The organism is Nocardia sp. NPDC060249 (assembly GCF_042728755.1).
Classification (GTDB): Bacteria; Actinomycetota; Actinomycetes; order Mycobacteriales; family Mycobacteriaceae; genus Nocardia.
On the sequence record NZ_JBHXAQ010000007.1, the window covers coordinates 248,185 to 273,529 of the forward strand.

The 25,345-nt window shown below is 67.8% G+C and carries 28 protein-coding genes; 12 read left to right on the top strand and 16 right to left on the bottom strand.

All coding sequences use genetic code 11. From position 1 onward, the window contains the following. Window positions 1–150: 150 nt before the first annotated feature. Window positions 151–639, bottom strand: a complete 489-nt coding sequence (locus ACFWFP_RS24525; protein WP_379298660.1) for a DUF2505 domain-containing protein — start codon at window positions 637–639, stop codon at window positions 151–153. On the opposite strand from ACFWFP_RS24525, the gene ACFWFP_RS24530 reads away from it, so the two are divergent. The 3 genes from ACFWFP_RS24530 to ACFWFP_RS24540 all read left to right on the top strand — a co-directional run bounded on the left by ACFWFP_RS24530 (window position 638) and on the right by ACFWFP_RS24540 (window position 3,187). Next, a complete protein-coding gene (locus tag ACFWFP_RS24530) occupies window positions 638–1,774 on the top strand; it encodes a UDP-N-acetylmuramate dehydrogenase (protein WP_379298662.1) in 1,137 nt (378 codons plus the stop codon). The genes ACFWFP_RS24525 and ACFWFP_RS24530 overlap by 2 nt on opposite strands. Window positions 1,775–1,838: 64 nt before the next feature. After that, entirely contained in the window at window positions 1,839–2,366 is a 528-nt protein-coding gene (locus ACFWFP_RS24535; protein WP_379298664.1) for a DUF2505 domain-containing protein, read from the top strand. Window positions 2,367–2,389: 23 nt separating this feature from the next. Beyond that, window positions 2,390–3,187: a class I SAM-dependent methyltransferase gene (locus ACFWFP_RS24540; protein WP_379298666.1), complete on the top strand. Its 798-nt coding sequence runs from the start codon at window positions 2,390–2,392 to the stop codon at window positions 3,185–3,187. On the opposite strand, the gene ACFWFP_RS24545 is transcribed toward ACFWFP_RS24540, so the two are convergent. Further along, window positions 3,173–3,781 (bottom strand): hypothetical protein, encoded by a 609-nt coding sequence (locus ACFWFP_RS24545; protein WP_379298668.1) that lies wholly within the window; start codon window positions 3,779–3,781, stop codon window positions 3,173–3,175. The genes ACFWFP_RS24540 and ACFWFP_RS24545 overlap by 15 nt on opposite strands. 106 nt (window positions 3,782–3,887) lie before the next feature. Between ACFWFP_RS24545 and ACFWFP_RS24550 the strand changes: the two genes are divergently transcribed. Continuing rightward, entirely contained in the window at window positions 3,888–4,622 is a 735-nt protein-coding gene (locus tag ACFWFP_RS24550; RefSeq protein WP_379298670.1) for a DUF2993 domain-containing protein, read from the top strand. A gap of 34 nt (window positions 4,623–4,656) precedes the next feature. Here ACFWFP_RS24550 and deoC read toward each other — a convergent pair whose 3' ends face one another. After that, window positions 4,657–5,322 carry a deoxyribose-phosphate aldolase gene (gene deoC, locus ACFWFP_RS24555; RefSeq protein WP_379298672.1) on the bottom strand — a complete coding sequence of 222 codons (666 nt, stop codon included), beginning with the start codon at window positions 5,320–5,322 and terminating at the stop codon, window positions 4,657–4,659. 92 nt (window positions 5,323–5,414) lie between these two features. On the opposite strand from deoC, the gene ACFWFP_RS24560 reads away from it, so the two are divergent. After that, entirely contained in the window at window positions 5,415–5,942 is a 528-nt protein-coding gene (locus tag ACFWFP_RS24560; protein ID WP_379298674.1) for a GNAT family N-acetyltransferase, read from the top strand. A 1-nt stretch (window position 5,943) separates the two neighbouring features. On the opposite strand, the gene purU is transcribed toward ACFWFP_RS24560, so the two are convergent. The 6 genes from purU to ACFWFP_RS24590 form a co-directional block, all read right to left on the bottom strand. Then, a complete protein-coding gene (gene purU / locus ACFWFP_RS24565) occupies window positions 5,944–6,834 on the bottom strand; it encodes a formyltetrahydrofolate deformylase (protein WP_379298676.1) in 891 nt (296 codons plus the stop codon). A gap of 20 nt (window positions 6,835–6,854) precedes the next feature. Continuing rightward, window positions 6,855–7,907, bottom strand: coding sequence for an alpha/beta fold hydrolase (locus ACFWFP_RS24570; RefSeq protein ID WP_379298678.1), 1,053 nt, complete (start codon window positions 7,905–7,907; stop codon window positions 6,855–6,857). 76 nt (window positions 7,908–7,983) lie between these two features. After that, entirely contained in the window at window positions 7,984–8,262 is a 279-nt protein-coding gene (locus ACFWFP_RS24575; protein WP_235569396.1) for a DUF2516 family protein, read from the bottom strand. Window positions 8,263–8,354: 92 nt separating this feature from the next. Continuing rightward, window positions 8,355–9,017: a heparin-binding hemagglutinin gene (locus ACFWFP_RS24580; RefSeq protein ID WP_379298680.1), complete on the bottom strand. Its 663-nt coding sequence runs from the start codon at window positions 9,015–9,017 to the stop codon at window positions 8,355–8,357. Next, window positions 9,017–9,463 carry a helix-turn-helix domain-containing protein gene (locus ACFWFP_RS24585; protein ID WP_379298682.1) on the bottom strand — a complete coding sequence of 149 codons (447 nt, stop codon included), beginning with the start codon at window positions 9,461–9,463 and terminating at the stop codon, window positions 9,017–9,019. Before ACFWFP_RS24585 ends, ACFWFP_RS24580 begins: the two co-directional genes overlap by 1 nt. A gap of 132 nt (window positions 9,464–9,595) precedes the next feature. Continuing rightward, window positions 9,596–10,927 (bottom strand): DUF445 domain-containing protein, encoded by a 1,332-nt coding sequence (locus ACFWFP_RS24590; RefSeq protein ID WP_379298684.1) that lies wholly within the window; start codon window positions 10,925–10,927, stop codon window positions 9,596–9,598. Window positions 10,928–11,189: 262 nt separating this feature from the next. Here ACFWFP_RS24590 and ACFWFP_RS24595 point away from each other — a divergent pair, with 262 nt between their 5' ends. The 4 genes from ACFWFP_RS24595 (at window position 11,190) to ACFWFP_RS24610 (ending at window position 15,341) form a co-directional block, all read left to right on the top strand. Beyond that, window positions 11,190–11,876 (top strand): TetR/AcrR family transcriptional regulator, encoded by a 687-nt coding sequence (locus tag ACFWFP_RS24595; RefSeq protein ID WP_379298914.1) that lies wholly within the window; start codon window positions 11,190–11,192, stop codon window positions 11,874–11,876. Between the two features lie 126 nt (window positions 11,877–12,002). Further along, window positions 12,003–13,433: an ABC1 kinase family protein gene (locus ACFWFP_RS24600; protein WP_379298915.1), complete on the top strand. Its 1,431-nt coding sequence runs from the start codon at window positions 12,003–12,005 to the stop codon at window positions 13,431–13,433. 22 nt (window positions 13,434–13,455) lie between these two features. Next, entirely contained in the window at window positions 13,456–14,700 is a 1,245-nt protein-coding gene (locus ACFWFP_RS24605; protein WP_379298686.1) for a saccharopine dehydrogenase family protein, read from the top strand. Between the two features lie 17 nt (window positions 14,701–14,717). After that, on the top strand, window positions 14,718–15,341 hold the full coding sequence (locus tag ACFWFP_RS24610) for a class I SAM-dependent methyltransferase (protein ID WP_379298688.1): 624 nt from the start codon (window positions 14,718–14,720) through the stop codon (window positions 15,339–15,341). On the opposite strand, the gene ACFWFP_RS24615 is transcribed toward ACFWFP_RS24610, so the two are convergent. The 6 genes from ACFWFP_RS24615 to ACFWFP_RS24640 form a co-directional block, all read right to left on the bottom strand. Next, window positions 15,327–15,890, bottom strand: coding sequence for a vitamin K epoxide reductase family protein (locus ACFWFP_RS24615; RefSeq protein ID WP_379298917.1), 564 nt, complete (start codon window positions 15,888–15,890; stop codon window positions 15,327–15,329). The genes ACFWFP_RS24610 and ACFWFP_RS24615 overlap by 15 nt on opposite strands. Continuing rightward, window positions 15,890–16,651, bottom strand: a complete 762-nt coding sequence (locus ACFWFP_RS24620; protein WP_379298690.1) for a DsbA family protein — start codon at window positions 16,649–16,651, stop codon at window positions 15,890–15,892. Before ACFWFP_RS24620 ends, ACFWFP_RS24615 begins: the two co-directional genes overlap by 1 nt. A gap of 92 nt (window positions 16,652–16,743) precedes the next feature. After that, a complete protein-coding gene (locus tag ACFWFP_RS24625) occupies window positions 16,744–17,589 on the bottom strand; it encodes a polyphosphate kinase 2 family protein (protein ID WP_379298692.1) in 846 nt (281 codons plus the stop codon). Window positions 17,590–17,715: 126 nt separating this feature from the next. Then, window positions 17,716–18,447: a ZIP family metal transporter gene (locus ACFWFP_RS24630; protein ID WP_379298694.1), complete on the bottom strand. Its 732-nt coding sequence runs from the start codon at window positions 18,445–18,447 to the stop codon at window positions 17,716–17,718. Between the two features lie 7 nt (window positions 18,448–18,454). Further along, window positions 18,455–19,645: an AI-2E family transporter gene (locus ACFWFP_RS24635; protein WP_379298696.1), complete on the bottom strand. Its 1,191-nt coding sequence runs from the start codon at window positions 19,643–19,645 to the stop codon at window positions 18,455–18,457. A gap of 51 nt (window positions 19,646–19,696) precedes the next feature. Beyond that, on the bottom strand, window positions 19,697–20,749 hold the full coding sequence (locus ACFWFP_RS24640; RefSeq protein WP_379298698.1) for an NAD(P)-dependent alcohol dehydrogenase: 1,053 nt from the start codon (window positions 20,747–20,749) through the stop codon (window positions 19,697–19,699). A 118-nt stretch (window positions 20,750–20,867) separates the two neighbouring features. On the opposite strand from ACFWFP_RS24640, the gene ACFWFP_RS24645 reads away from it, so the two are divergent. Next, complete coding sequence (locus tag ACFWFP_RS24645; RefSeq protein WP_379298700.1) at window positions 20,868–21,938, top strand: S1C family serine protease; 1,071 nt, start codon at window positions 20,868–20,870, stop codon at window positions 21,936–21,938. Between the two features lie 16 nt (window positions 21,939–21,954). Here ACFWFP_RS24645 and ACFWFP_RS24650 read toward each other — a convergent pair whose 3' ends face one another. After that, window positions 21,955–23,238, bottom strand: coding sequence for a hypothetical protein (locus ACFWFP_RS24650; RefSeq protein ID WP_379298702.1), 1,284 nt, complete (start codon window positions 23,236–23,238; stop codon window positions 21,955–21,957). A gap of 96 nt (window positions 23,239–23,334) precedes the next feature. Between ACFWFP_RS24650 and ACFWFP_RS24655 the strand changes: the two genes are divergently transcribed. Both ACFWFP_RS24655 and ACFWFP_RS24660 read left to right on the top strand, forming a co-directional pair. Then, a complete protein-coding gene (locus ACFWFP_RS24655) occupies window positions 23,335–23,874 on the top strand; it encodes a TetR/AcrR family transcriptional regulator (RefSeq protein WP_379298704.1) in 540 nt (179 codons plus the stop codon). Window positions 23,875–24,005: 131 nt separating this feature from the next. Continuing rightward, complete coding sequence (locus tag ACFWFP_RS24660) at window positions 24,006–25,340, top strand: DUF1254 domain-containing protein (RefSeq protein WP_379298706.1); 1,335 nt, start codon at window positions 24,006–24,008, stop codon at window positions 25,338–25,340. Window positions 25,341–25,345: the final 5 nt, after the last annotated feature.

The window sequence follows — 25,345 nt, forward strand, 5'->3', positions numbered from 1 at the left end:
CCGAACGCCCACTTCACGCCTGCGCGCCGACGAATTACGTCGCGCGGTTGCCCGCGCGCGCAACAGATCGGTTACCGAATGTTTGCTCACGCATCGAATGTACGCCGGGCTACCGACCTGCACCCCGTGAGCGCGGTCTCACCGAGTCCGCTACTGCCGGTTGAGCCATTCCTCGGTGAAGGTGGCCTCGTTGCCGAGGAGTTCGATCAGGCGCTCGGAGATGGCCGCCTCGATCTTGCCGCCGAACAGCGGGATCTTCACCTCGATGGTGCCGTTGATGGCGGTGGTGGAACCGGTGCCGCCGTCGGGTGCCATGGTCACCGTGCCGCGGACCACCGCGGGGGCGCCGTCGACGTGCGCCTCGAAGATGCCGCCGGTGCCGGTGTAGGTCTCTGTGCGCGGAATGATCAGGTCGCCGGGGCGCACCGCGGTGATGGCGGGCGGGAGCTGGTCGGAGGGGATGGACTGCACCATCTGGACGCGGACCTGGTCACCCTCCACAGCGAAGGCGTCGAGCCGGGCACCGGGGCCGCCGACCTCGGCGATCCGGGCCTTCCAGTACTGCTCGTCGGAGTACGCGGCGCGCACCGCATCGACGGAATGCGTGTAGCCGGCAGTGAACGCCAGAGGTGTAGCCATGCTCGACACGGTACCGTCTGCGGACGTGCGTACAACACGGGTGGTGTCCTCCGATCAGCTGCGTGACCTGCTTGCCGAGACCGGCGCGACGGTCCGCGATTCGGTACGTTTGTCCGAATTGACGACCTTGCGGGTCGGCGGGCCCGCGCTGCTCGCCGAATGCGCGACCACCGAGGCCCTGGTGGCCACGGTGAAGGCCCTGGACGCGGCCGGTATCGCGGTGCTGCTGGTGGCGGGCGGGTCGAACCTGCTCATCGACGACGCGGGCTTCGACGGCGTGGTGGTGCTGGTCGGCACGACCGGCGTCGAGCTGGGCCCCGACGGCGTGGTGGCCGAGGCCGGTGCGAACTGGGACGAGGTCGTCGCGGCGACCGTCGCGGCCGGGCTGGGCGGGTTGGAGTGCCTGTCCGGCATCCCGGGTTCGGCCGGTGCGACACCGGTGCAGAACGTCGGCGCGTACGGCGTGGAGGTGGCGTCGCTGTTGCGCCGGGTGCGCCTGCTCGATCGCAGAACCGGGGACGTGCGCTGGGCCGAACCCGCCGAACTCGGCTTCGGCTACCGGACCAGCGTGCTCAAGCACAGCGACGACGCGGTGGTCCTCGCGGTGGAATTCGCCCTGGATCCGAGCGGGATGAGCGCGCCGCTGCGCTACGGCGAACTGGCGAAGGTGCTCGGCGCGGGCGACGGCGAGACCCGTCCGGTCGAGCAGGTGCGCACCGCGGTGCTTCGCCTGCGGGCGGGCAAGGGCATGGTCCTCGACCCGGCCGATCACGACACCTGGAGCGCCGGTTCGTTCTTCACCAACCCGGTCGTCACCGAGGAGCAGTTGCCGCGGGTACTGGCCGCGATCGCCGCGCACGTCGGCGACGACGTCGCGGTGCCCACCTATCCCGCACCCGAGGGCACCAAACTCTCGGCGGGCTGGCTCATCGAACGCGCCGGTTTCGCGAAGGGCTTCCCCGGCGAAACCGCCGCCGCGCGCCTGTCGACCAAGCACACCCTGGCTCTGACCAACCGCGGCACCGCGACCGCGTCCGACATCGTCGCCCTGGCCCGCACCGTGCGCGCGGGCGTCGGGGAAAGGTTCGGCGTGACGCTGGAGCCGGAACCGGTAACCGTCGGCATCGATTTATAGGACCGAGCACAGACAACCCACCTCTTCCCGCCGCCCGCGCCCCAACCACGTAACGTGTTCTGCCATGGCACGCAGACTGGACTACTCGGCTCGCTACCCCCTGCACACCACTGAAGAGCTGTACGCAGCCCTCCAGAGCAGGGACTACTGGGAAGCCCGCGTCGCCGAAATGCGCAAGTACGCGCCCAACAACGAAGTGGTGAGTCTCGACGTCACCGACGACGGCATCGACGTGGTCCTGCACCACACCCTCCCGCGCGAGATGCTCCCCGAGATCGCCCAGACCGTCATGCGCAAAGACATGGTGATCACCCGCAAGGAGAGCTGGGGCCCGTTCGCCCACGACGAGACCGAGGGCAAGTTCTCCGCCTCGATTCCGGCCGGCCCCGGCAGCCTGACCGGCACCATCCGCCTGTTTCCCACCGAAACCGGCTCCACCATGCGCTTCTCCCCCACCGCCAAGGTCTTCATCCCCATGGTCGGCCCGCGCCTGGAGCAGTTGATGCTGGTGAACCTGGTCGACCTGTTCCGCGCCGAGCAGGAAGAGACCCTGCGCTACCTGGACAATCAGACCGCGGGCAAGTCGGTCTGACGCACCGGAGAGCCTCCACGCCCGTGGCCCCCAGCCGCAAGGCCCTCCCTCCGGTCGGCACCATCACCCGCGGCACCACCGGCGTCAACCGCCTGCGCCGCAGTGATCGCTGGCTCGTCAACGACGAACTGGTCAGCGCGACCCTGCGTGAATCGGCCACCCCCTTGGTTGTGGACCTCGGCTACGGCGCCGCACCGTGGACCACCTTCGAACTGGCCGCGCGCCTGCGCACCGTCCGCCCCGATCTCGAGGTGGTCGGCCTCGAAATCGACCCGGCCCGCGTCGTGGAGCCCCGCGACGGCGTTCGTTTCGCCCGTGGCGGCTTCGAACTGGCGGGCCTGCGACCGACCCTGGTCCGGGCGTTCAACGTCCTGCGCCAATACCCCGAGGACGCCGTCCCCGACGCGTGGTCCCGCATCCAGTCCAATCTGGCTCCCGACGGCCTGCTCGTCGACGGTACCTGCGACGAACTCGGCCGCCGCTGCGCCTGGGTGCTGCTCGACCGCCACCGCCCCCGCTCCCTGACGCTGGCCTGGGATCCGTTCACGGTGGACCGGCCCTCCGACATCGCCGAGCGTCTCCCGAAAGCGTTGATCCACCGCAACATTCCCGGCGAACGCGTCCACACGCTGCTCACCGCCGCCGACCAGGCCTGGGAGCGTTCGGCGGCCATGGCGCCCTATGGCCCCCGCATCCGCTGGCGTGCAGCGGCGGAAATGTTGCGCGCCAACGGATTCCCGCTACAGGCCTATAACCGGCGCATGCGCGACTGCGTACTGTCGGTGCCCTGGGATGTCGTCGCCCCGTCAGACCCGGCTTAACGCCCGCCGCACGCGCGTCGACGCGCGGGGCGCCAATCGCTGCCCACCCCACCAGATCTCGTCGGAATCGCACCGGTGAATCGCCACCGCGTCGGCCACCACCTCGTCCAGCGCCGACTGCGAGATCTCGGTCTCGGCCAGGTCCAGCACCGTCCGGACCGGCGTCGTCACCAGAAACGGCCCCGCCGATTCGACATCCGCCGCGCAGAGTTTGCGCCGGGTGAGCACCAATCGCGGGGTCACGGGCGGACGACCCGCCGACACCGACAGGTGCAGAAACCGCGGCTGCAGCCTGCCGATCCCGTGTAATTCCGCCGCACTCTGATACGACACCGCCGCCGCGCCGTCGAACCAGGCCGCCCACATCGCGTACTCGTCGAGCGGCCCCACCCGCCACTGGCCCAGCCGCATCATCCCGACCCCGGCCCTGGTCACCGACCCGTCCCCCAGGGCCGCTCTGACCTGCGATTCGCAGCCGGTACGCAACACCTGACGTGTCGTGAAGAAGCCCGCGTGCCGCCCGGCGAGGCGCCGCAGCACCCGCCACCGATGATCCGCTGTCCCCGCCACCCGGCGCGCGCCCTCGCCAGTCATGAGACCCAGATTACGCCCGGTTGCGTGCGCCAGGTCACATTTTGCTGTGAAGGCTTTCACCACGTCCTCAGAGCAGACACAGAAAGATCGGGAAGAATCCGATGCCATGACCACACAAAACTCCCCACGCCCCAGGATCGGTCGGCGCTCTCTGGTGATCGCGTTGGCCGTGGTCGCAGCTCTGCTCGTCGCGGCCATCGCCGGCACCGAAGCCTATGCCCGGCACAAGATCTCGAGCTGCATCAGCGGCGCGTTCGAGCAACAGATGGGCTCGAGCATCGACGTGGGCTTCGGCCTGCGCCCGATCCTGCTGTCGTATGCGGACGGCAAGGTCGGCACGATCACCGTCGACAGCGAGGACAACAAGTTCGGCCCCGCTGTCGGGATGGTCGTGCACGCGAAATTCAACGACATCGAACTCGTCGATCGCGGCCGCGGCGGCGGCACCATCGACAGCTCGACCGCCGACGTGACCTGGAACAACGACGGCATCCGCGAGACCCTCGGCACCATGGTCAGCGGCGTGCACTCCTCCGCGAGCACCGGGGTGCTGACCCTGGATGTGCTCGGCGGCCTCGCTCAGCTGGAGGTGCAGCCGCTGGTCCGCGACGGCAACATCGTCGTGGAGACGAAGTCGGCGCAGATCCTCGGCATCGGCCTGCCCACCGACCTCGTGCAGGACATCGTCGAGACCTTCACCCAGAGCTTGCAGAGCTATCCACTCGGCCTGCGCGCGCAGGAGGTCAAGGTCACCGATGACGGTGTGAACGTGCACCTTTCGGGCGGCAAGACCGCACTCGAGAGTGCCCCGTCCGGTCAGCAGTCCGAGTTCACCTGCTGATCGTGCGAGGCGGCGGCTGCTCGGGAAACCTCGTCTAGTCGGGAAAACCGTCCAGCACCGCAGCCGATTTCGACAGCCCGAGCCGCGTAGCACCGGCCTCGATCATCGCGGCGGCGTCCTCGGCGGTGCGGATTCCGCCGCTGGCCTTCACCCCGAGCCGCCCGCCGACGGTCTCGGCCATCAACCGTACGGCGTGCGTGCTCGCGCCGCCCGCGGGATGAAAACCGGTGGAGGTCTTCACGAAATCGGCGCCCGCCTGCTCGGCCGCCCGGCACGCGCCGATGATCGCCGCGTCGGTGAGCGCGGCCGATTCGATGATCACCTTGAGCACGGCCCGATCCCTGGTCGCCTCGCGCACGGTGATGATGTCGGCGAGCACGGCATTGAAATCACCGGCGAGGGCGGCGCCCACGTCGATCACCATGTCCACCTCGGCGGCGCCCTGATCCACGGCCAGCCGCGCCTCGGCGCCCTTCACCAGCGAATGGTGTTTGCCGGACGGGAAACCCGCCACCGTGGCCACCACCAGCCCCGGCGCACGCACCGGCAGCATCGAGGGCGACAGGCAGATCGCGTACACCCCCAGCTTGCGCGCCTCGACGATCAGCGCGTCGACCTCGGCGGGTGTGGCTTCCGGGGCGAGCAGGGTGTGGTCGATCAGGTCGGCCACGGCGGCCCGGGTCAGCGGCGCGGAAGTCATTTCCCGAGCATCGCACACCCGCCGCCGAGTCCGGCACATCGGGCACGGCACATCATTGCGCTCCCCTACCCAAATCCTGGAGACTTGAACCTGTGCTGATCCGTCGCGAGACCCCAGCGGACGCCGCGGCGATAGCCGCGATCCACCGCGCCGCGTTCGCCCCGCAGTACGCGGGCGATCCGGCCGTCACCGAACCACCCGAACCCGCCCTCGTCGAGACGCTGCGCACCGACGAATCGTGGATGCCCACACTGTCGCTGGTCGCCCTCGAATACGACATTGTCGTGGGACACATCTGTCTCACCAGAGCCGGAATCGGCCCGTTCCCGGTGCTCGCGCTCGGTCCGCTCGGCGTCGATCCGGAGCGCCAGAAGTCCGGCGTGGGCTCGGCATTGGTCCACGCAGCCCTCGGCGCCGCCGACGCTCTCGACGAATCGGTCGTCGGCCTGGTCGGCGATCCCGACTACTACGCCCGTTTCGGCTTCCTCCCCGGCGCGCGCCTGGGCATCGTGCCCGACGAATCCGACTGGGCGCCGTACTTCCAGGTCCGCGCGCTCACGGCCTATGATTCCGCCGTGACCGGTGAATTCCGTTATCCGGCACCGTTTTACGACCTGTAGGTCACTCGAAGACGACCGTGCGCCGTCCGTGCACGAGCACCCGGCCCTCGAGGTGCCAGCGCAGTCCACGCGCGAGCACGACCCGCTCGATGTCACGCCCCTGCCTGACCATGTCGCGCGCATCGTCGGCGTGATCGACCCGGATCACGTCCTGCTCGATGATGGGCCCCGCGTCCAGCTCGGCGGTGACGTAGTGGCAGGTCGCCCCGATCAGCTTCACCCCACGGGCGTACGCCTGGTGATAGGGCCGCGCGCCGACGAACGAGGGCAGGAAGCTGTGGTGGATATTGAGCGCGCGCCCGGCCCAGTGCGCGCACAGCTCGGCGGGCAGCACCTGCATGAACCGGGCCAGCACCACCGCGTGCGGATCGTGGGAGTCGACGAGATCACGCACCTGCTCGAAAGCCGGTCCGCGCTCGGCGGGGTCCTTCGGGAACGGCACGTAGTGGAACTTCACCCCGTGCGCCTCGGTCATGCCCGCGAGGTCGGGATGGTTGCCGATCACGGCCTCGATGGTCGCGGGCAGCTCACCGGCCTGTGCGCGGCCGAGCAGGTCGTGCAGGCAGTGGCCGTCCTTGCTCACCAGCAGCACCGCGCGCCGCGGCGCACCGGAATCGTGGAGCTGCCATTCGGTCTCGGGACCGAACTCGGCGGCCACCTCGGCGAAGCGCGCCCGCAGCTCGTCGATGGCGAACGGGACCGTCGAGGCCTTCACGGCCTGGCGGGTGAAGAACCAGCCGATGTCACCGTCGGAGTGGTACCCGGCCTCCACGATCGAGCCGCCGAATCCGGCGATGAACGAGGAGATCCTGGCGATGACGCCCGGCCGGTCCGGGCACCCGAGGGTCAGCACGAACCGACGGTCGTCCGAGGTCACAGCGGTAGAACTCATCCGCCGATTCTCGCAGGCGGTCAGGCCAGGGCGCGCACGGGCTCATGGACGGCGGCGAGCACCCGGGCCACTTCGGCATTGAACAGGTCGAAGCGTTCGACATTGCCGAGGTGCCCGGTCGGCAGCACCTCGAACCCGGCGAGCGTGCCTGCTTCCTGCAGCAGAGCGGCCAGGCGCTCGGCGTGGATCGCGGGGGTCATGTCGTCGCGATCGCCCGCGAGCACGGTGGTCGGGACCGAGAAGTTCTTCGCGTCGTCGCCGAGATGCAGCTCGGCGAGCAGGAACCCGTAGCGCGAGCGCGTCATCATCGGGCAGCCGCGCACCACCGACAGCGCGTAGTCCAGCTTCTCGCGCGAGGTGTCGAGGGTCATCACCTGACGGGCGAAGATCCAGCGCACCGGCTTGATCGGCGGGAACACGACCGGGGTGCCGAGGATGAGCTTGCCGAGCCAGTCCGGCGTCGGCATCGAACGGCCGCCGAGAATCCGCAGCGGGATGTTCAGACCGGGAACCATGGTCGACACCTCGACCAGCGAGTGCGCGCCGGTGTTGGTGAGGATCACCGCGGCGGCCTGTTCGGCGACGCGTTCGGGGTAGCGGCCCGCCCAGGCGATGAGCGTCATCCCGCCCATGCTGTGCCCGGCCAGTACCGCGCGCTGACCCGGCAGCAGCACGGCGTCGAGCACGTCGCACAGGTCGTCGGCGAGCAGATTCGTGCTCGGGCGGGCGTAGCCGTTGGTGCTCTCGCCGTGGCCGCGCTGGTCGTAGGCGACCACGCGGTACTCACCGGCGAAGGCGTTGATCTGGGCGTTCCAGTATTCGAGCGAACACGTCCAGCCGTGGGCGAACACGATGACGGGCGCGTCGACCGGGCCGTAGGCGTGCACCCGCAAACGGGCGCCGTCGGCGGTGACCACGGGGATCACGTCGTACGGCATCCGCGGCGGATCGAAGGCCGCGATCCCGTGCGTCCGGGTCCGCAGGTCGGCCCGGTGGGCCGCGAGGGTGGTCTCGACCACGGTGGACACCCGGTCGACCAGGGTCACCAGAGCCGTCGGCAACTTTGCGCGCATCGGCACACTCCTTTGTGTTACTGCTAGATACAGTAACACCGCGTACCACTCACCCGCGAGCCCCTGCGGGCAGCTTTTACCAGCGCGGGCCGCGCTGCACCTCGTCGACCTTCGGGCGCACGTCGGCCAGATACACCCCCGTCGCGATGATCGCGATGAACGACAGCATCCCCAGCCCGCCGATGCCGATCAGCAGAAACACCAGCGCACCGCCGAGAATGGCCAGCCAGATCGGCTTGGTCATCTTGTCGACGGCGGTGAAGGCATCCGAACGCTGACGCACAGCGTGAATGAGCGCGAACACCGTCGCGCCGAAGGCGCCGATCCACAGGATCAGCAGAATCAGCGAGGTCATCCCATTCACCATGTTCACACCCCCATCATACGAACAGCGGCCCCGCACACACCTGGTGTACGGGGCCGCTGTCAGCGGTGATGCGCGAAGGCTCAGACCTTCTTCGGCGCGGGCGCAGCGGCCTTCTTGGCCGGAGCGGCCTTCTTGGCGGCCGGAGCCTTCTTCGGGGCCGGAGCCGCGGCCTTGGCCGGAGCCGGCTCAGTGGTCACGGCGACGACCTCGGCCTCGACCACGGCGTCGACCTTGTCGGCCACCGCCTCGGCCTCGGCCTTGGTGCGGCCCAGCAGGTCGTTGACCTTGGTCAGGGCGTCCTCGGCGCGAGCGGAGGCATCCTTGTAGAGGGTCTCGACGCGGCCGATCTGCTCGTCGACGGCCTGGTTGGCACGCAGCCGGTCGACGGTCTCCTCACCGCGAACGGCGAGATCGGCATAGATGTCGAGCGCCTGGCGGTAGTACTGCTCGGCCAGCTTGCGCAGCTCTTCGGGGGTGAACTTCTCGCGCAGCTCGGCGAGGTCCTCTGGCAGCTCCGACGGCAGGCCGGAGAGGCGGTCACGCAGGGTGTCGAACTGGGCCTGCACGTCGGCGGGCACGTTCGCGATGCGCTCGCGGGCCTCTTCGACGCGGGCCTTGGCATCGGTGGCGACAACGCGGCCACGGACGTCGGCGACGACGTCGTTCACGGCGGCGTAGATGGCGTCACCGGCGCCGACGGTGGCGAACAGCGGCTTGGTCACAGTGGCGGTCTTCTCGGTCATCAGTCTTCATTCTCCTGGTGTGGCGGAGTGTCAGTTGTCGTGAACGAAACGTCAGTGTCTCGTTCGTTCCCCCCTGAGCCGGCTTCTTCCCCGTTTTCCCGGCGAAACGACTCATAGATTTCCAGCAACACCTGTTTCTGCCGCTCGGACACCGAAGTGTCGGCCAGCAGGGCGTCACGGACCGGGCTGTGCGGACGCTGTTCCAGAAATCCTGCCCGCACATACAACACCTCCGAGGAAACCCGCAGTGCCTTGGCGATCTGCGCGAGTACTTCGGCGGAGGGATTACGCAATCCGCGTTCGATTTGGCTCAGGTACGGATTACTTACCCCCGCCAGAGCGGCGAGCTGACGCAAGGACACCTGCGCACCTTCGCGCTGGGCCCTGATGAAACCTCCGATATCTTGAGCCGCGTGCGCTACGCGACTCTCGGGTTGGTCTGTCATCGCTCACCTTCTGGCGTTGTAAGGCCAATACTAGAACAGGGTGCTAGCTATTGCAAGCACTACAGTTAGCACTCGGTCGGCTAACCGTCAGTCAGCCTGGTGACCAGGCATTCGCCCCGGTAGACGGGCAACTCAGTGGAACAGCAGCTGCGAGATCGTGTAGATGGCGAGGCCGGCGAGCGAGCCGACGACCGTGCCGTTGATCCTGATGAACTGCAGATCGCGGCCGACCTGCAATTCGATCTTCCTGCTCGCCTCGTCGGCGTCCCAGCGCGCGACCGTATCGGTCACCAAGGTCGTGATCTCCGCGGAGTAGTTGCCGACCAGATAGCGAGCACCGCGATCGATCCACCCGTCCACCTTGCCACGCATCTCCGGCTCGTCACGCAGACGCTCGCCGAGCTGCTGCACATTCTCGGCCACTTTGCGCCGCAGCGTGGAATCGGGATCGTCGGCCGATTCCAAGATCAACCGCTTCGCCGCCCGCCAGGTGGCCTCGGCCATTCCGGTGATCTGCTCGCGGCCCATGATCTCGGCCTTCACCTTCTCCGCCTTCGCGATCATCGCGTCGTCGTGTTGCAAGTCCTCCGCGAAATCCTGGAGAAAGCGATCGGCGGCCCGGCGCAATTCATGATCGGGATCGGAGCGCACTTTCCAGGTGAACTCGACGAGTTCCCGATAAATTCGCTCCGACAGCAATGTATTGACGAATTTCGGCGCCCACTGTGGCGCATCGCGCACCACGATCCGGTCGATCGTGTCCTGCGAGCCCAGCGCCCACTGATGCGCGCGCTCGGCCAGCAGGTCGATCAGCGGCCGCTGCCGGTTGTCGGCGATCATCTCCGAGAGCACCCGGCCCAGCGGCGGTCCCCACAGCGGTTCGGCGATCCGCTTGACGATGGTGTTGTCGATGATCTGCTCGACGTCCTCGTCGCGCAGGGTGTTGACCACCGCGGTCAGGATCGTCGCGCTCTCCTGCGCCACCCGGGCCGCGTGCGCCGGGTCGGCCATCCACCGGCCGACGCGCAGCGAGATCTGCGCCGAGTCCAGGCGCGCCGAGACCACGTCGGGGGCGAGGAAGTTGGTGCCGACGAAGGCGCCGAGGCTCTCGCCGAGCTGGTCCTTCTTCTTGCGGATGATCGCGGTGTGCGGGATCGGCAGACCCAGCGGGTGCTTGAACAGCGCGGTGACCGCGAACCAGTCGGCCAGCGCGCCGACCATGCCCGCCTCCGAGGCCGCGCGGACATAGCCCACCCACTCGCCGCCGCCGCCGCGCGATTCGAGCCAGCGGCACAGCAGGTAGATCACACTGGCCACCACCAGGAAACCGGTGGCCAGTGCCTTCATCTTGAACAGGTCACGTTTTTTGCCCGCCTCGTCGGTCATCACCGCGAAGCCGGCGGGCTGTGCGGCGGGCTCGGTGCGCGGCGCGAGAACCGCCGTGTTGCCGGGAGATTTCTCCATAGCCCCCATTCTGCTGTGCGCGCGGCGAGTGCGCCGCCGCCAACCCCGCGTGGCGTCGCCCACGACACGGCGAACCGCCCGGTTTGTCGTACGCGCGCGTAAGCACCTGAGTGTGGTAAATGCCGCAACGTGGCCCAAAGGAGCGCCACCCCACACCGGCGCGCCTAAGCTGTTGACTAAAGACGCCAACATCGATCACGAGGGGGCTGTTCTGTCCACCGAAGACCTTGTCGAGATCGGCGAGCAGTCGAGCCGAGCCACTGTGCGCGGCGGCGGCCAGGCCGACGGCCGCAAACGTCGGTGGCGCCAGCACAAGATCGACCGCCGCGAGGAGCTGGTCGACGGCACCCTCAACGCCATCCGCGCGCGGGGCAGCCAGGCCGGCATGGACGAGATCGCCACCGAGATCGGCGTGTCCAAGACCGTGCTGTACCGCTACTTCGCGGACAAGAACGACCTGGTCCACGCCACCATGCAGCGGTTCATCGAAACCACGCTGCTGCCCCGGGTGTACGGCGCGATCAGCCTCGACGCCGACGAATACCAACTCGTGCGCGCCGCGATGACCGAATATGTCGGCACCGTCGACGACGACCCCGAGGTCTACCGGTTCATCATGAGCAATGCCGCGGGCGACAAGTCCTCGCTCGCGGAGTTCGAGCGCCTCTTCGCCGAGGTGGTCACCACGGTGCTGATCGATCGGGCGGGCGCCAAGGGCATGCGTACCGACGGCGCGCTGCTGTGGTCGTATGTGCTGGTCGGCGGCATCCAGCTGGCCACGCACTGGTGGACCACCACCGACAAGGCCATGCCGCGCCAGGACGTCATCGACTACCTCACGATGATGGCGTGGAGCGCGATCGAGGGCATCGCCCGCGCCGGCGGCTCCCCCGAGATCTTCACCGCGCAGCCGCATCCGCTCCCTGAGATCCCGCAACAGACACCCTGAACTGGGTTTTCCCGCGTTCGAGGGAGCCGGGCTCGACAACGCCACACGGTTGGCTACGCTGAACCCGGGCGGGACGCTGTGGCTTGCGTCACCGCCGTGCGCGTCGGCACCAACGGAGGTATCTCGATGGCGAAGAACGTGCCGACTTCCCGGCTTGCCCGCGGGACGAAGCTGGGGGCGGTCGCGGCGGGGTCGGTCATCCGCTCGAAGAAGACCAGACTCTCGATGCGCGGCCGCTCGGAGGCCGTGCGCGCGCGGATGGCCGAGGAGTCGATGATCCGCACCACCGAACAGGTGGTCATGGTGCTGGGCACCATGAAGGGCGTGGCCATGAAACTGGGCCAGATGATGTCGGTGCTCGACCTGGATCTGGTGCCGGAGAACCATCGCGAGCGGTTCCAGCAGCGCCTGGCCGTGCTGCGCGACGCGGCGCCGACGGTGTCGTTCGAATCCATGCGCGCGGTGATCGAACAGGATTTCGGCGCCCCGGTGTCGGAGATCTTCGCCGAATTCGATCCGGAGCCGATCGCCGCCGCCTCGATCGGCCAGGTGTACCGGGCCACCCTGCACGACGGTCGCGCCGTCGCGGTGAAGGTCCAGTACCCCGGGGTCGACGCCGCCGTGCGCGCGGATCTGAAGAACCTCACCATGTTCCGCCGGGTGCTGGCCTCGGCGATGCCGTGGATCACCCCGGCGGTGCTCGACGAGCTGAAACTGAACATGGAGAGCGAGCTCGACTACCAGGCCGAAGCCGCCACCCAAGCCGAGATCGCGCACCTGTATCGCGAACATCCGTTCATCGTGGTGCCCTCCTCGGTGCCGGAGCTGTCGACCACCCGGGTGCTGGTCAGCGAGTTCATCGACGGCGACGGCTTCGACGAGATCCGGAAGATGCCCACCGCCGTGCGTGATCGGGTCGGCGAGATCATCTACCGCTTCTACGTCGGCTCGCTGTTCAGCTTCAACGAGTTCTGCGGCGACCCGCATCCGGGCAATGTGCTGCTCGCCCGTGACGGCCGGGTCGCCTTCCTCGATTTCGGGCTGTTCAACCGGATGGACGCCAAACTGGTCGGATTCGAAATCCAGTGCCTGCGCGCGGCCGCCGAGGATCGCGCGGAAGACCTGCGGCAGCTGATGATCGATCGCGGCGTGATCGATTCGCCCGAGGAGATCGGCGCCGAGGAATGCCTCGAATACGTGCTCGCCGCGTCGGAATGGTGTCTGGTCGACGAGGAACTCACCATCACCCCGGAACTGGCCAGCGGCGCCTTCCTGCTCGCCGTCGACCCGCGAGCCAGCGAGTTCACCGGCATGAAGCAGCAGAATCTGCCGCCCGAACACCTGTTCTCGCGCCGCGCCGACTTCCTCACCTTCGGCATGCTCGGCCAGCTCGACAGCACCAACAACTGGCATCTGATCGCCAGGGAATGGCTCTACGGCGATCCGCCGGTCACCGAACTCGGCCTGGCCCATCGTGATTGGCTCGCCACTCATCCACCGAAACCGGTGAAGAAGACTCGCGCCCGCAAGGCGAGCGCACCAGCCAGCAAGCCCTGAATCAACTTTCGAAAGGCGCGTCATGCCGCAGCACCGTGAGTTCGACCTGATCCTGTTCGGTGCAACAGGTTTCGTCGGCAAACTCACCGCCGAGTACCTGCTCACCGCGGCCCCGGCCGACGCCAGGATCGCCCTGGCCGGCCGCTCGGCGGCCAAGCTCGCCGGCACCCGCGACGAGCTCGGCCCGGCTGCCGCGGCATGGGAACTCGTCGTCGCCGATTCCAGCGACCCCGCGTCCCTGGCCGCGATGGCCGAGCGCACCAAGGTCGTGGTCACCACTGTCGGCCCGTACCTGCGCTACGGCATTCCACTGCTCGGCGCGTGTGCCGCGGCGGGCACGCATTATGCCGACCTCACCGGCGAGCCGCTGTTCATCCACGACGCCATCGAGAAGTACGAGCAGACCGCGGTCGAATCGGGCGCCAAGATCGTGAATTCGTGTGGCTACGACTCGATTCCGTCGGATCTGAGCGTCTACGAGATCTACCGCGCCACGATCGCCGACAACACCGGCGAGCTCGAGGACACCACCCTGGTCGCCTATCTCAAGGGCGGCATGAGCGGTGGCACCATCGATTCCGGGCGCGCCATGATGGAGGACGTCGCGGCCGACTCCGCGCGCGGCAAGATCCTGGCCCACCCGTATTCGCTGAGCCCGGATCGCAGCATGGAACCCGACGTCGGCCGCCAGTCCGATCAGACGCTGGCCCGCGCCGACAGCATCGACGCCGGCTTGGACGGCTGGGTCACCACGTTCGTGATGGCCTCGCACAACACCAAGGTCGTGCGGCGCACCAACGGCCTGCTCGGCTGGCCCTACGGCAAGCAGTTCCGCTACCGCGAGGTGATGAACGCGGGCAACTCGGCCGCCGCGCCGCTGGTCGCCGCGGGCATCGCGGGCGGCATCGTGGCCGGCATGGCCTCGGGCGCGGTCCTGTCGAGGGTTGCGCTCGGGCGCAAACTGCTCGACCGGATCCTGCCGAAGCCGGGCACCGGACCCGACGAAAAAGCCCGCCGCAGTGGCTGGTTCACGATGAAGACCTTCGCGCGCACCAGCTCCGGCGCGAAGTACCAAGCCACCTTCTCCGGCACCGGCGATCCCGGCTACCAGGCCACCGCGGTCCTGCTCGGCCAGAGCGGCCTGAGCCTGGCCTTCGACGCCCTGCCCGAGCGCGCGGGCGTGCTCACCCCCGCTTCGGCGATGGGCGAGGCGCTCACCGCGCGGCTGCGCGAAGCGGGCATGACCATCGAGGTTGCGCGGCAGTGAATCTAGCTCGCAGAACGATGAACGCCCCGGCGCTGGCGGCGGTGTACGAGCACGCGTGGCGACCCACGCTGTTCTACCTCGCCAGCGGCCGGACCACCGGCACCGACCGCCGCGACGCGGTCGGTGCCCTGCGCCTGAGCGGCGCCATGAAGGTGCTCGATGTGGCGTGCGGCCCAGGCAATTTCACCGGCTACCTCAGCGAGTACCTGACCAAGGGCGGGTTCGTCACGGGCCTGGACTACTCGGCGCCAATGCTGGCCAAGGCCGCCACCGACAACGCCAGCCCGCGCGTCGGCTACGTCCGCGGCGACGCGCGCACCCTGCCGTTCGCCGACGGAACCTTCGACGCCGTCTGCTGTTTCGGCGCCCTCTACCTGATCCCCGACCCGCTGGTGGCTACGCGCGAGATGATCCGCGTGCTCGCCCCCGGCGGCCGAATCGCGATCAGCACCAGCTATGCCGAGGACAATTTCTTCGGCTCGGCGAGCAGCGTGGCCGCGAGCCTGAGCGGCCTGCGCCTGTTCGATCGCGACATCTTCCCGAAGCTGTTCGACCGCGCGGGCCTGACCGACATCGACCAGCGCATCCACCGCTTCATGCAATACGTGGACGCCACCAAGCCGGTGTCAGACCAGGCTTAGCCAGTAGTCCTGGAACTTCAGGAACACCAGCAGCAGCACCACCGCGTAGAACACCACGACCAGGGTCCAGCGCCATTCGGCGAGGATTCCCATCGCCCCACGCGAACGGCCCCACAGCTCCTGTGTGGTCACCGCGAACAGCACCGGCACCGCCACCCACACCACCATGCAGTACGGGCACAGCGCGTTGATCCGGTACAGGCTCTGGAAGATCAGCCAGCACAGCCCGGCGATGCCGAGCACGGTGCCGATCCACAGCCCGCCCCAGATCCAGCGCGGGAAGCCGACGCCGACCACCGACAGCACGGCGAGGGTCACCACCACCGAGAACCCGACGACACCGATCAGCGGGTTGGGGAAGCCGAAGACCGCGGCCTGGTCGGTCTTCATGATCGACCCGCACGACAGCACCGAGTTGATGCTGCACGAGGTCACGTAGTTCGGGTCGACGAACAGCTTGAACCGTTCGACGGTGAGCGTGAACGAGGCCAGCCAGCCCGCCAGCCCGGCGATCAGTAGCAGCCAGGCCGAGCGGGCGGGGGCGGTGATCACTTCGCCGCGTCAGCGATCACGGGGGCCAGGCCGTTCTCGGTGAAGATCGCGTCGGTCTGGTTCAGCTGGCCGTTGATGTACACCGACGGCGTCGACTTCACGCCGCTCTGCAGCGTGGCCTGGGTGACCTGCTGGATGTAGTCGTTGTACGGCTTGTCGTTGATGCAGGTCGCCACGGCCGGATCGGTGTAGCCCGCGTCGGTGGCGATCTGGATGAGCTCGTCGTTGCTCAGGCCGGCACCGCCCTCGGCGGGCTGCTTCTCGAACATGGTCTGCAACCAGGACTGGTACTTGGTGGTGTCGGACTTCGCCACGCAGAACGACGCGTTGGCCGCACGCGAGGAGTACTGGTTGGTCGAGGCCTTGTCGAGGAACGAGATGATCTGGTACTCGACGGCGGCGGTGCCGTCGGCGGCGGCCTTGGCCAGCGTCTCCCCGTTGGCGGCCTCGAACTGCTTGCAGGCCGGGCACTGCAGGTCGGCGACCACGCGCACCTTGACCTTGGCATCGGGGTTGCCGATCACGACCGTGCCGGTCTCGGTGACCGCCCCACCCGTCGCGGGCAGCTGTGCTGCGGAGGTCGTCGACGATTCCTTGTCGGAATCGGACTTGTTCACCGCGATGCCGATGCCGATGGCCGCGACCAGCGCGACCAGGACGGCGGCGACGCCGACCTGGATCGCGATCTTGCGCTTCTTGTCGGCCGCCTCGGCCGCCGCCAGCGGATTCTTGCCCGAGGGACTCTTGCCCGTGCTCACCGTCGTCACACGCCTTTCGCTCGTTGGCTCCCCACCGGGAACATCATGCGGGCCGAACCTGAGAGTTTCCGCAATGCTCGTCTTACTCGCATTCAGGACTCGTCGAGTCGACGCAACTGCTCGGCGATATCGAAGTCGGCGGGCGGCCAGTCGAGTTCCATTTGGGCCAGCGCGCCGATCAGCAATTCGGTGATCGCGAGGCGCGCGTACCACTTGTGGTCCGACGGCAGCACGTGCCAGGGCGCGTAGTCGGTGTTGGTGCGGTCGAGAACGGCCTGGTACGCCTTCTGATATTCGGGCCAGTAGGCGCGTTCGGTGATGTCGGAGGGGTTGAACTTCCAGTATTTGTCCGGGCGCTCCAGCCGTTCGCGCAGCCGGCTCTTCTGCTCGTCGAGGGAGACGAACATGGCGACCTTGACGATGGTGGTGCCCGCGTCGGCGATCTCCTTCTCGAACGCGTTGATCTGGTCGTAGCGCTGCTCCCACTCCGCCTGCGGCACGAGGTTGTGCACCCGCACCACCAGCACGTCCTCGTAGTGGGAGCGGTCGAAGACGCCGATCTGACCGTGGGCGGGCAGTTTGTTGCGGATGCGCCACAGGAAATCGTGCTGCTTCTCCAGCTCGGTGGGCACGCCGAACGACGCGTGATCGACGCCCTGCGGGTCCACCGAACCGATGACGTGCCGCACGATGCCACCCTTGCCCGCGGTGTCCATGCCCTGCAAGATCAGCAGCACGCTGCGCTGCCCACCGGTGCGACCGTGCGCGAACAGCTTCTCCTGCAAGACCGAGAGCACCGTGGCCCGTTCGGCGAGCAGTTCCTTGCCCAGTCGCTTGCCGCCGCTGAAGCCCGGCGTACTCGAGGTGTCGAGATCAGCGACGCGCTGACCGTCGGCGCGCAGCGCGATATCGGCCGTCTCGGTCCACTGTTTCGCCATTTCCCATGCCTACCACTAAAGGCTGGGTTTACCGAGCAAGCTCGACGAATCGTTGCCTGCCAGCACTGCACGCCCACCGGATCGGCAATGTGCACATGCACGGGGTTGTTGCCCGCACCGCGGTGGTCAGTGGCTGAGGGCGGCTACGGCGAACATGGCGGCTACGCCGGACAGGGTGCACAGCAGGGTCAGCCGGGAGGGGTGGCCCGCGTGGGCCTCGGGGAGGATGTCGGCGGTGGCGAGGTAGAGGAGGAAGCCGGCGAAGTAGCCCATGTAGAGGCCGATCCAGTTTTCGGGCACGTGGATCAGGGTGCCCAGGATGGCGCCGACTACGGGTGCGATGGCGTCGAGGGCCAGCAGGGTGAGGGCGCGTTTGCGGGCGTTGCCGTAGACGGTGGGGATGGTGAAAGTGTTGAAGCCGTCGGCGAAGTCGTGGCAGATGACGGCGATCGCCACCGACATCCCGACCGCCGCGCCCGCTTGATAGCCGAGGCCGATACCGAAACCGTCCAGCGTGCTGTGGAAGATCAAGCCGCCCGCCGCGAGCAGGCCGACCGACTCGAAACCGTGCTTGTGCGTACCGAATTCCTGCTCGTGGCCGCGATGGACAGCGACCGCGCGCTCGATCACGTGCAGGCTGAGGAAGCCGAGCACCGCGGCGATCAACACGTACGGGATGCCCCGGAACATGCCGTCGGACTGTTCCAGCGCCTCGGGGATCAGGTCGAACGCGACCACCCCGAACATCACCCCGGCGGCGAGCCCGAGAACCAGGTGCTTGCGGTCGCCGATCCGCATGGCGACGAAACCGCCGAACAGCGTCGACAACATCGACACCAGGGACAACAGGATCGCCATGCGCTGCCTATTCGTCGGTGGATGCGGCTTCGGGCTCGGCTTTCTTGCGTTTCTTCTTCTTCGCCGGTGGCGCCTCGGCCTCTTCGGTGACTTCGTAGCGCCGCACGTAAGCGCCCGCGAAACCTTGCAGTGTGGCGGTGACGGGGATGGCGAGCAGGGCGCCGGTCGGCCCGAGTAACGCGGCGCCCGCGATCACCGCCCCGAAGGCCACCGCCGGATGCATGTCCAGGGTGGTCGCGGTGATGCGCGGCTGCAGAACATAGTTCTCGAACTGCTGATAGGCGATGATGAACAACAGAATCCACAGCGCCGTGATCGGATCGTGCACCAGCGCCACGAGCACCGGAAGCGCGCCGGCCATATAGGTGCCGACAGTCGGGATGAACTGGGAGACAACGCCGACCCACAACGCCAGCGCGAACGCCGACGGCACATCGAGCACCCGCAACGCGACGTAGTGCGCGATCGCCGAGCACAGGGCGAGCAGTGCGCGCGAATAGATGTAGCCGCCGGTCTTCTCGACCGCGATGTCCCAGGCCCGCAACACATGCTTCTGCTGTTTCGGCGGCAGCAGCGAACACACCCAGGTGCGGAAACGCGGTCCGTCGGCCGCGAAGTAGAACGTGAACAGCAGCACCCCGAGCAGCTGGAACAGCGCGCCGATCGCGACCGTGCCGATGCCCCAGACGTTTCCGGCCAGACCGACCAGGTACTTCTCGATCGTGGAACTCCACTCCGAGGCGTATTTGGTCAGGTCGTCGCCCGAAAGATCTTGATGGAAAGTCGAATTGACCCAGTTGACGAGGTCCTGGACGTAGTCGGGGGCATTCGTCACGAGCATGGTCACCTGGTTGACCAGCAGCGCGCCCAGCGTCCACACGAACGCGACGATCACCACCAGCACCACCAGGAACACCGCGCCGGTGCCGGCCCCGCGCCGAACACCGCGCGCCGCAAGCCAATTCACCGCGGGCTCGATCGCGAACGCCAGGAAGATCGACACCAGCAGCACCGTGAGCAGGCCCTGCATCTTGCCGAGCACCCAGAACGCCGCGATCAACCCGGCTACCGCGAGCACGGCGTACAGCAGTGCTCGCGGCAGCCAGCGCGGCGGTGTCCGTACCGACCAGAAGGCGGGCAGGGCGCTCACATCGACGGACTGCGCGGCGGGTTCAGCGGATTCGTCCTCGGCAACCACGAATGTCACGGTACCCAGGGCGTGCGCCGACAGCCCGTCGGCGCGCTCGCCTTACACGGTGGCCGTGTCGATCACGAACCGGTACTGCACATCGCTGGCGACCACGCGGTCGTACGCGGAGTCGATCTCGTCGGCGGAGATCAGTTCGATCTCCGCGCCGATTCCGTGCGAGGCACAGAAGTTCAGCATCTCCTGAGTCTGGGCGACGCCACCGATCATCGAACCTGCCAGCGACCGGCGGAAACCGGCGAGGTTGCGCCCGGTGACGCTCATCGGGTGCTCCGGCAGGCCGAGGATGACGAGCGTGCCGTCGAGGGCGAGCAGGCGCAGGTAGCTGTCGATGGGCAGGTCGGCCGACACGGTGTTGATGATCAGGTCGAACTGGCCGCGCAGCTGGCGGAAGGTTTCCTTGTCGCTGGTGGCGTAGTAGTGCTCGGCGCCCATGCGCAGGCCGTCGTCACGCTTGCGCAGCGACTGGCTGAGCACCGTGACCTCCGCGCCCAGCGCCGAGGCGATCTTCACGCCGACGTGCCCGAGCCCGCCCATCCCGATGATCGCGACCTTCTTGCCCGGTCCCGCGTTCCAGTGCTTCAGCGGTGAGAACAGCGTGATGCCCGCGCACAGCAGCGGCGCGGCGACATCGAGGCCGATGCCCTCGGGAATCGAGACGACGAAGCTCTCGTCGACCACGATCTGGGTGGAGTAGCCGCCCATCGTGTAGCCGCCGGGCTGCGCGGATTCGGGCACGCGGGAGTTGTAGGTCCAGGTGGGGCCGTTGGTGCAGTACTGCTCCTCACCTGCCAGGCACGGCACGCACTTGCCGCACGAGTTCACCAGGCAGCCGACGCCGACCCGGTCGCCCACCTGGTACTTGCGCACCGACGAGCCGACGGCGGCGACGATGCCCGCGATCTCGTGACCGGGCACGCACGGATACTGCGCGCCACCCCACTCGTCACGCGCGGTGTGGATATCGGAATGGCAGATACCGGCGTATTTGATATCGATCAGCACATCATCGGGACCGACTTCGCGGCGTTCGATCGTGACCTTCTCGAAGGCCCCGTCGGAAGAGGGCTTGGCGTAGGCGGCAGCGGTGCTCATGGCTACATGCCTACAGCCGCATGCGTGTCTTTGCCAACCACCGCGTCCGGATCGAGACCGGCGAACGCCGAAAACGGGTGACAATGGAAAGGTCGGCTCGCGAGAGAGGACATGTGCTGTGAAGCGTGTCGGACGAGTGCTGGTGACGATGATGGCGGCGCTGCTCGGGGTGTGCGCGTTGCTCGGGTATCGCGGGGAGTTCGCCCTGGTCGAGCCGGAGTTCGTGGCGCAAGCACAGGCTCCCGTGCTGGTGCCGCTGGATCCCGCGCTGGTCGCCGAACAGGTCGAATCGGCGCTGGTCAATATCGATGTCGACGCGGCCGGTTTCGGGATCGGGGCGGCCGGGTCGGGGATCGTGCTCACCGCCGACGGGCAGATTTTGACCAGCCATCACGTGATCAAGGGCGCCGAGGCGCTGACCGTCACCGATATCGCCAACGGTCTCGTCTACGAGGCCACCGTCCTCGGCTACGACTCCGGCGCCGATATCGCGCTGCTGTCGCTGGGCGGGGCCGCGGACCTGCCGACCGCGCGCCTTGGCACCTCGGCTGACCTGCGGATCAGCCAGGACGTGCTGGCGATCGGCGACGCGGGTGGCGACGGCGGCGAGCCGACCTCGGTCGCTGGTCCGATCACCGATCTGGACGCCACGATCGTCGCCATGAACTCCGCCGACCTCACCCGCAAGGCATTGAACGGGATGGTGGAGGTCGCCGCACCGGTGATGGGCGGGCAGTCCGGCGGCGCGCTGGCCGACGCGTCCGGGGCGGTGGTCGGGGTGATCACGGCGGCCTCGGGCGAGGATTCCCGAGCCCAGGGAAAACCGGCCAACGGTTACGCGGTCCCCATCGACACCGCCATGCGGATCGTGGCGCAGATCCGTTCGGGAACGCCCACCGACACCGTCCACATCGGCCCGACCGCCACCCTCGGCGTGCAGGTGATCGATGCCAGACCGGCCGGGGCCCAGGTGAGCTGGGCCTTCTACGGCCAACCCGCCCGCGACGCCGGGATCACCATCGGCGACGTGATCACCGCGGTCGACGGCACCTCGATCACCACCGCCAAGGCCCTGAGCGCGGCCATCAACACCCGCAAGCCCGCCGACTCGATCCGGCTCGAGGTCACCTCCCCCGACGGCACCATTCGAACCGTCGACGTAGTACTGGCCCACGGAACACCCAACTGACCCGCTCAGGACGCCGTCACTCGAGGGTCTGCAGAAGTTCGACGAGAGTGAGGCGGAGCTTTTCCATCTGGGGGCGGCTGTAGCGGGCGGTGTCGTATTCGAGTTGGAGGGTGAGGCGGCCCGCGATGGTGAAGGCGGTGAGTTTCGGGGGCATGGCGGGGCCCATGGCGTAGACATCGTCGCGGACGAACGCGATGTGGTCGGGGATCGAATGGGGTGGTACGCGGCCGATATTGGAGAGGGCGAAGGTGGGCGGCGCGGTGAGCAGGGCCGCGGTGACGTCGTCGTTCACGAGCTGGGCGGCGAGGGGGAACACGGCGGGTTCGCGGCGGTCGAGGCCGGCGCGCAGACCGGTGTCGACCGCCCGAGCGAGTTCGAGCTGGGTGTTGTCGCCGGTGGCCACAACCAGTGTGGCCCCACCCGAGGCGTAGTTGACGATCGTCTCGACGGGTACCGGGGGGTCGAATTCCGCGCGGACGTCGGCCGCGTAGCCGCAGAACATCGGCACGCTGCCCGATTCGGGGAACCGAGTTCTGATGGCGGCCAGCACCGTACCGGTGAGCACACTGTTCACCGAAAGGTTGTGGGAGCGCGCCGCTGTCACCAGTTCGGCGGTCTCCTCGGCGGTCAGTTCGATGCGCTGCATCGCGAAGCGGCCGAGCCGGTCGGTGCCGGTACCGTCGCGGGGCAGTGTCCTTGGCGCGTTCTCGGGGCCCATCGTCGCCGCGCCCGCCCTGACCTCGGCCAACCACGCGTCGGCTGACGCGACCGAAACCACTTCGGCCAAGCGGGTATCCATGGCCTCGGGAATCGTCTGGTCCGAATTCACCTCCGGCACAGCAGCACCCGTCACGTATGCCGTGTAGTGCCGCCACATCTGCCCGAGCAGCGCGAATCCTGATCTGCCATCGGATATTCCGTGATGGATGACCAACACGATCTGCTGGCGCAGACCCGCCCGCAGCAGGTACGCGCGAAACAGCCCGCCGCTCCAGTCCCGCGGCCCGTTCACCAGCGCCAGATATTCGGCCTCCCCACCTTCGATCAGGTCCAGCCGAGGCCGGAACTCGTCGTCGCGGACGAAATAGCCCACCCCGTCCTCGGTCACCACCCGGCTGCGCAGCAGCGGATGCGCCGCGGCCAGCTCGTCGAGCACCGTCCGCAGGATCGCGGGATCCAGCTCGCCGTGCACGGTGGTGCCGAGAAACAGTGGCATCCCGCCGGTCGGCACGCTGCCGATGGTCGTGCCGATGCCGAAATAGCTGGATTCGAACGGGGAGATACGTCGCCGAGAGGTCATAGTCGAAACATACATCTGTTTCATACACTTGTCACTGACGTTTGTTTGAAACCGATGTCACAAACAGACGTATGCGCGACTTGCTATCGTGCGCGAGTGGGAACGCGCGAAGATCTCCTGGAAGCCGCCAAGCGATGCCTGGCCGAACGCGGCTACGCACGCACCACCGTGCGCGACATCGTCGCCGCCTCGGGCACCAACCTCGCGGCTATCAACTACCACTTCGGCACCCGCGACAAGCTGCTCCAACAGGCGATGCTGGAATCCAGCGCCACCGCGGTGACGCAGATCCTCGACGCCCTGCCCGCCGCCGACCCGACCGACCCCACCGCCCGCCTCGAAGCGTTCTGGCACAGCCTGATCACCTCGTTCGTCGAGAACGCGCCGCTGTGGCACGCCAACGCCGAATGCCTGAACCAGGCACTGCACTCGCCCGAGCTGCGCGCCGAACTCGCCGACGCGCAGGGACGAGCCCGCCACGGCCTGACCGAGGCCTTCGGCGACGGCGACAGCAATGTCGGCGCGATCCTGCAGACGATGATCGGCGGCCTGCTCCTGCAATGGCTGATCGACCCGGACAACGCCCCCTCCGCGGCCGAGCTCACCGCGGGCGCCCGGGCCCTGATCCGCGGCTGAGTCGCTCGACCACCCTCGCGGCGATCTCACCCGGTCCGGGCGATGTGCGCTGATCGAGCATCGGTGGATGCTGGTGCCGCGCGGTCCGACAACGGTCGCGCGCGACGCGGACGCCAGGACGAGGAGCGCACATGCCGGATCAGACCGTCCCTGAATTGACCGCCAAGGCCTATCTGTACGGATTCCCCCTGGTCTTCAACCTCGATTCGATCGAGCGATTGCTCCACGAGGGCATCGGCGACATCCCCGCGACGACGTTCAACGACTTCGCCCATGCCCGCACGCTCGCCGACGCCTCGGCGACCTTCGTCTCGATCAACAACGACACCGTGTACTCGGTCGCCCTGATCGACCTTTCAGTCGGCCCAGTGACCTTCCATGTGCCCGATGCCGGCGATCGGTACTACGTCATGCAGTTCATCGACGCCTGGACCGACAACTTCGCCTACGTCGGCACCCGGGCCACCGGAAACCGCGCGGGCGACTACCTGCTCGTACCACCGGGCTGGACCGGTACCGCCCCCGACGACGCGACGGTTATCCATTTCCCCACCGCTGTCGGCGTGATCGCCGGCCGATGGGCCTGCGCCGGCGAGGACGACCTCCCCGCGGTGCACGCCCTGCAGGACGCACTGACGTTGACAGCCGCCGACCGAGCCGCACAGCCGACGGGACTTCCGGCGCCGGATCCGACCCTCGCCCCGGATCTGATGTTCCTCGAGAAGGTCCGCGTCTGGTCGCAGGCCTTTCCGCCCGCGAAGCGCGATCTCGCGCTCCAGGAATCGTTCGCGCGGATCGGTCTGACGACAGCGGGCGCCTCGCCCTACCTCACCCTCGACCCGGACCTAGCATCCGCGCTGCGCGCCGGATTGGGCGAGGGCCAGGAAGAACTGGGCAACGCGATAAAGAGCGGGGCGGGCGCCGGGGACAACGGCTGGCAGCTCACCCTGCATCTCTTCGACTACAACATCGACTTCTTCGAGGTCGGCACGCGCGACGACGACAACTTCACGATTACCGACCCGACCCAGCGGATCATCGCTCGCGCCGTGGCCGCCAAGGCCGGACTCTGGGGCAACCACGCCTACGAGGCCGCCTACGCGATGATCTACACCGACAGCACCGGTAGGCAGTTGACCGGCGCGAACACCTACACCCTGCGCCTCGACCCCACCCCACCGGTCGACGCCTTCTGGTCGGTCACCATGTACACGACCCCCGACTTCTACCTGTGCGCCAACCCGATCGACCGCTACTCGATCGGCGACCGCACCCCCGGCCTCGTCTACGACGACAACGGCGCCCTCACGATCACCATCAGCCACACCGAGCCCGCCGACCCCAAGGCCCGCGCAAACTGGCTCCCCGCCCCGCCCAGTGACTTCCGCCCCTGCCTACGCATGTACCAACCACAACCCCCCATCCTCGACCAGACCTACACCCTCCCCCCGATCACCAGAATCTGACCCCG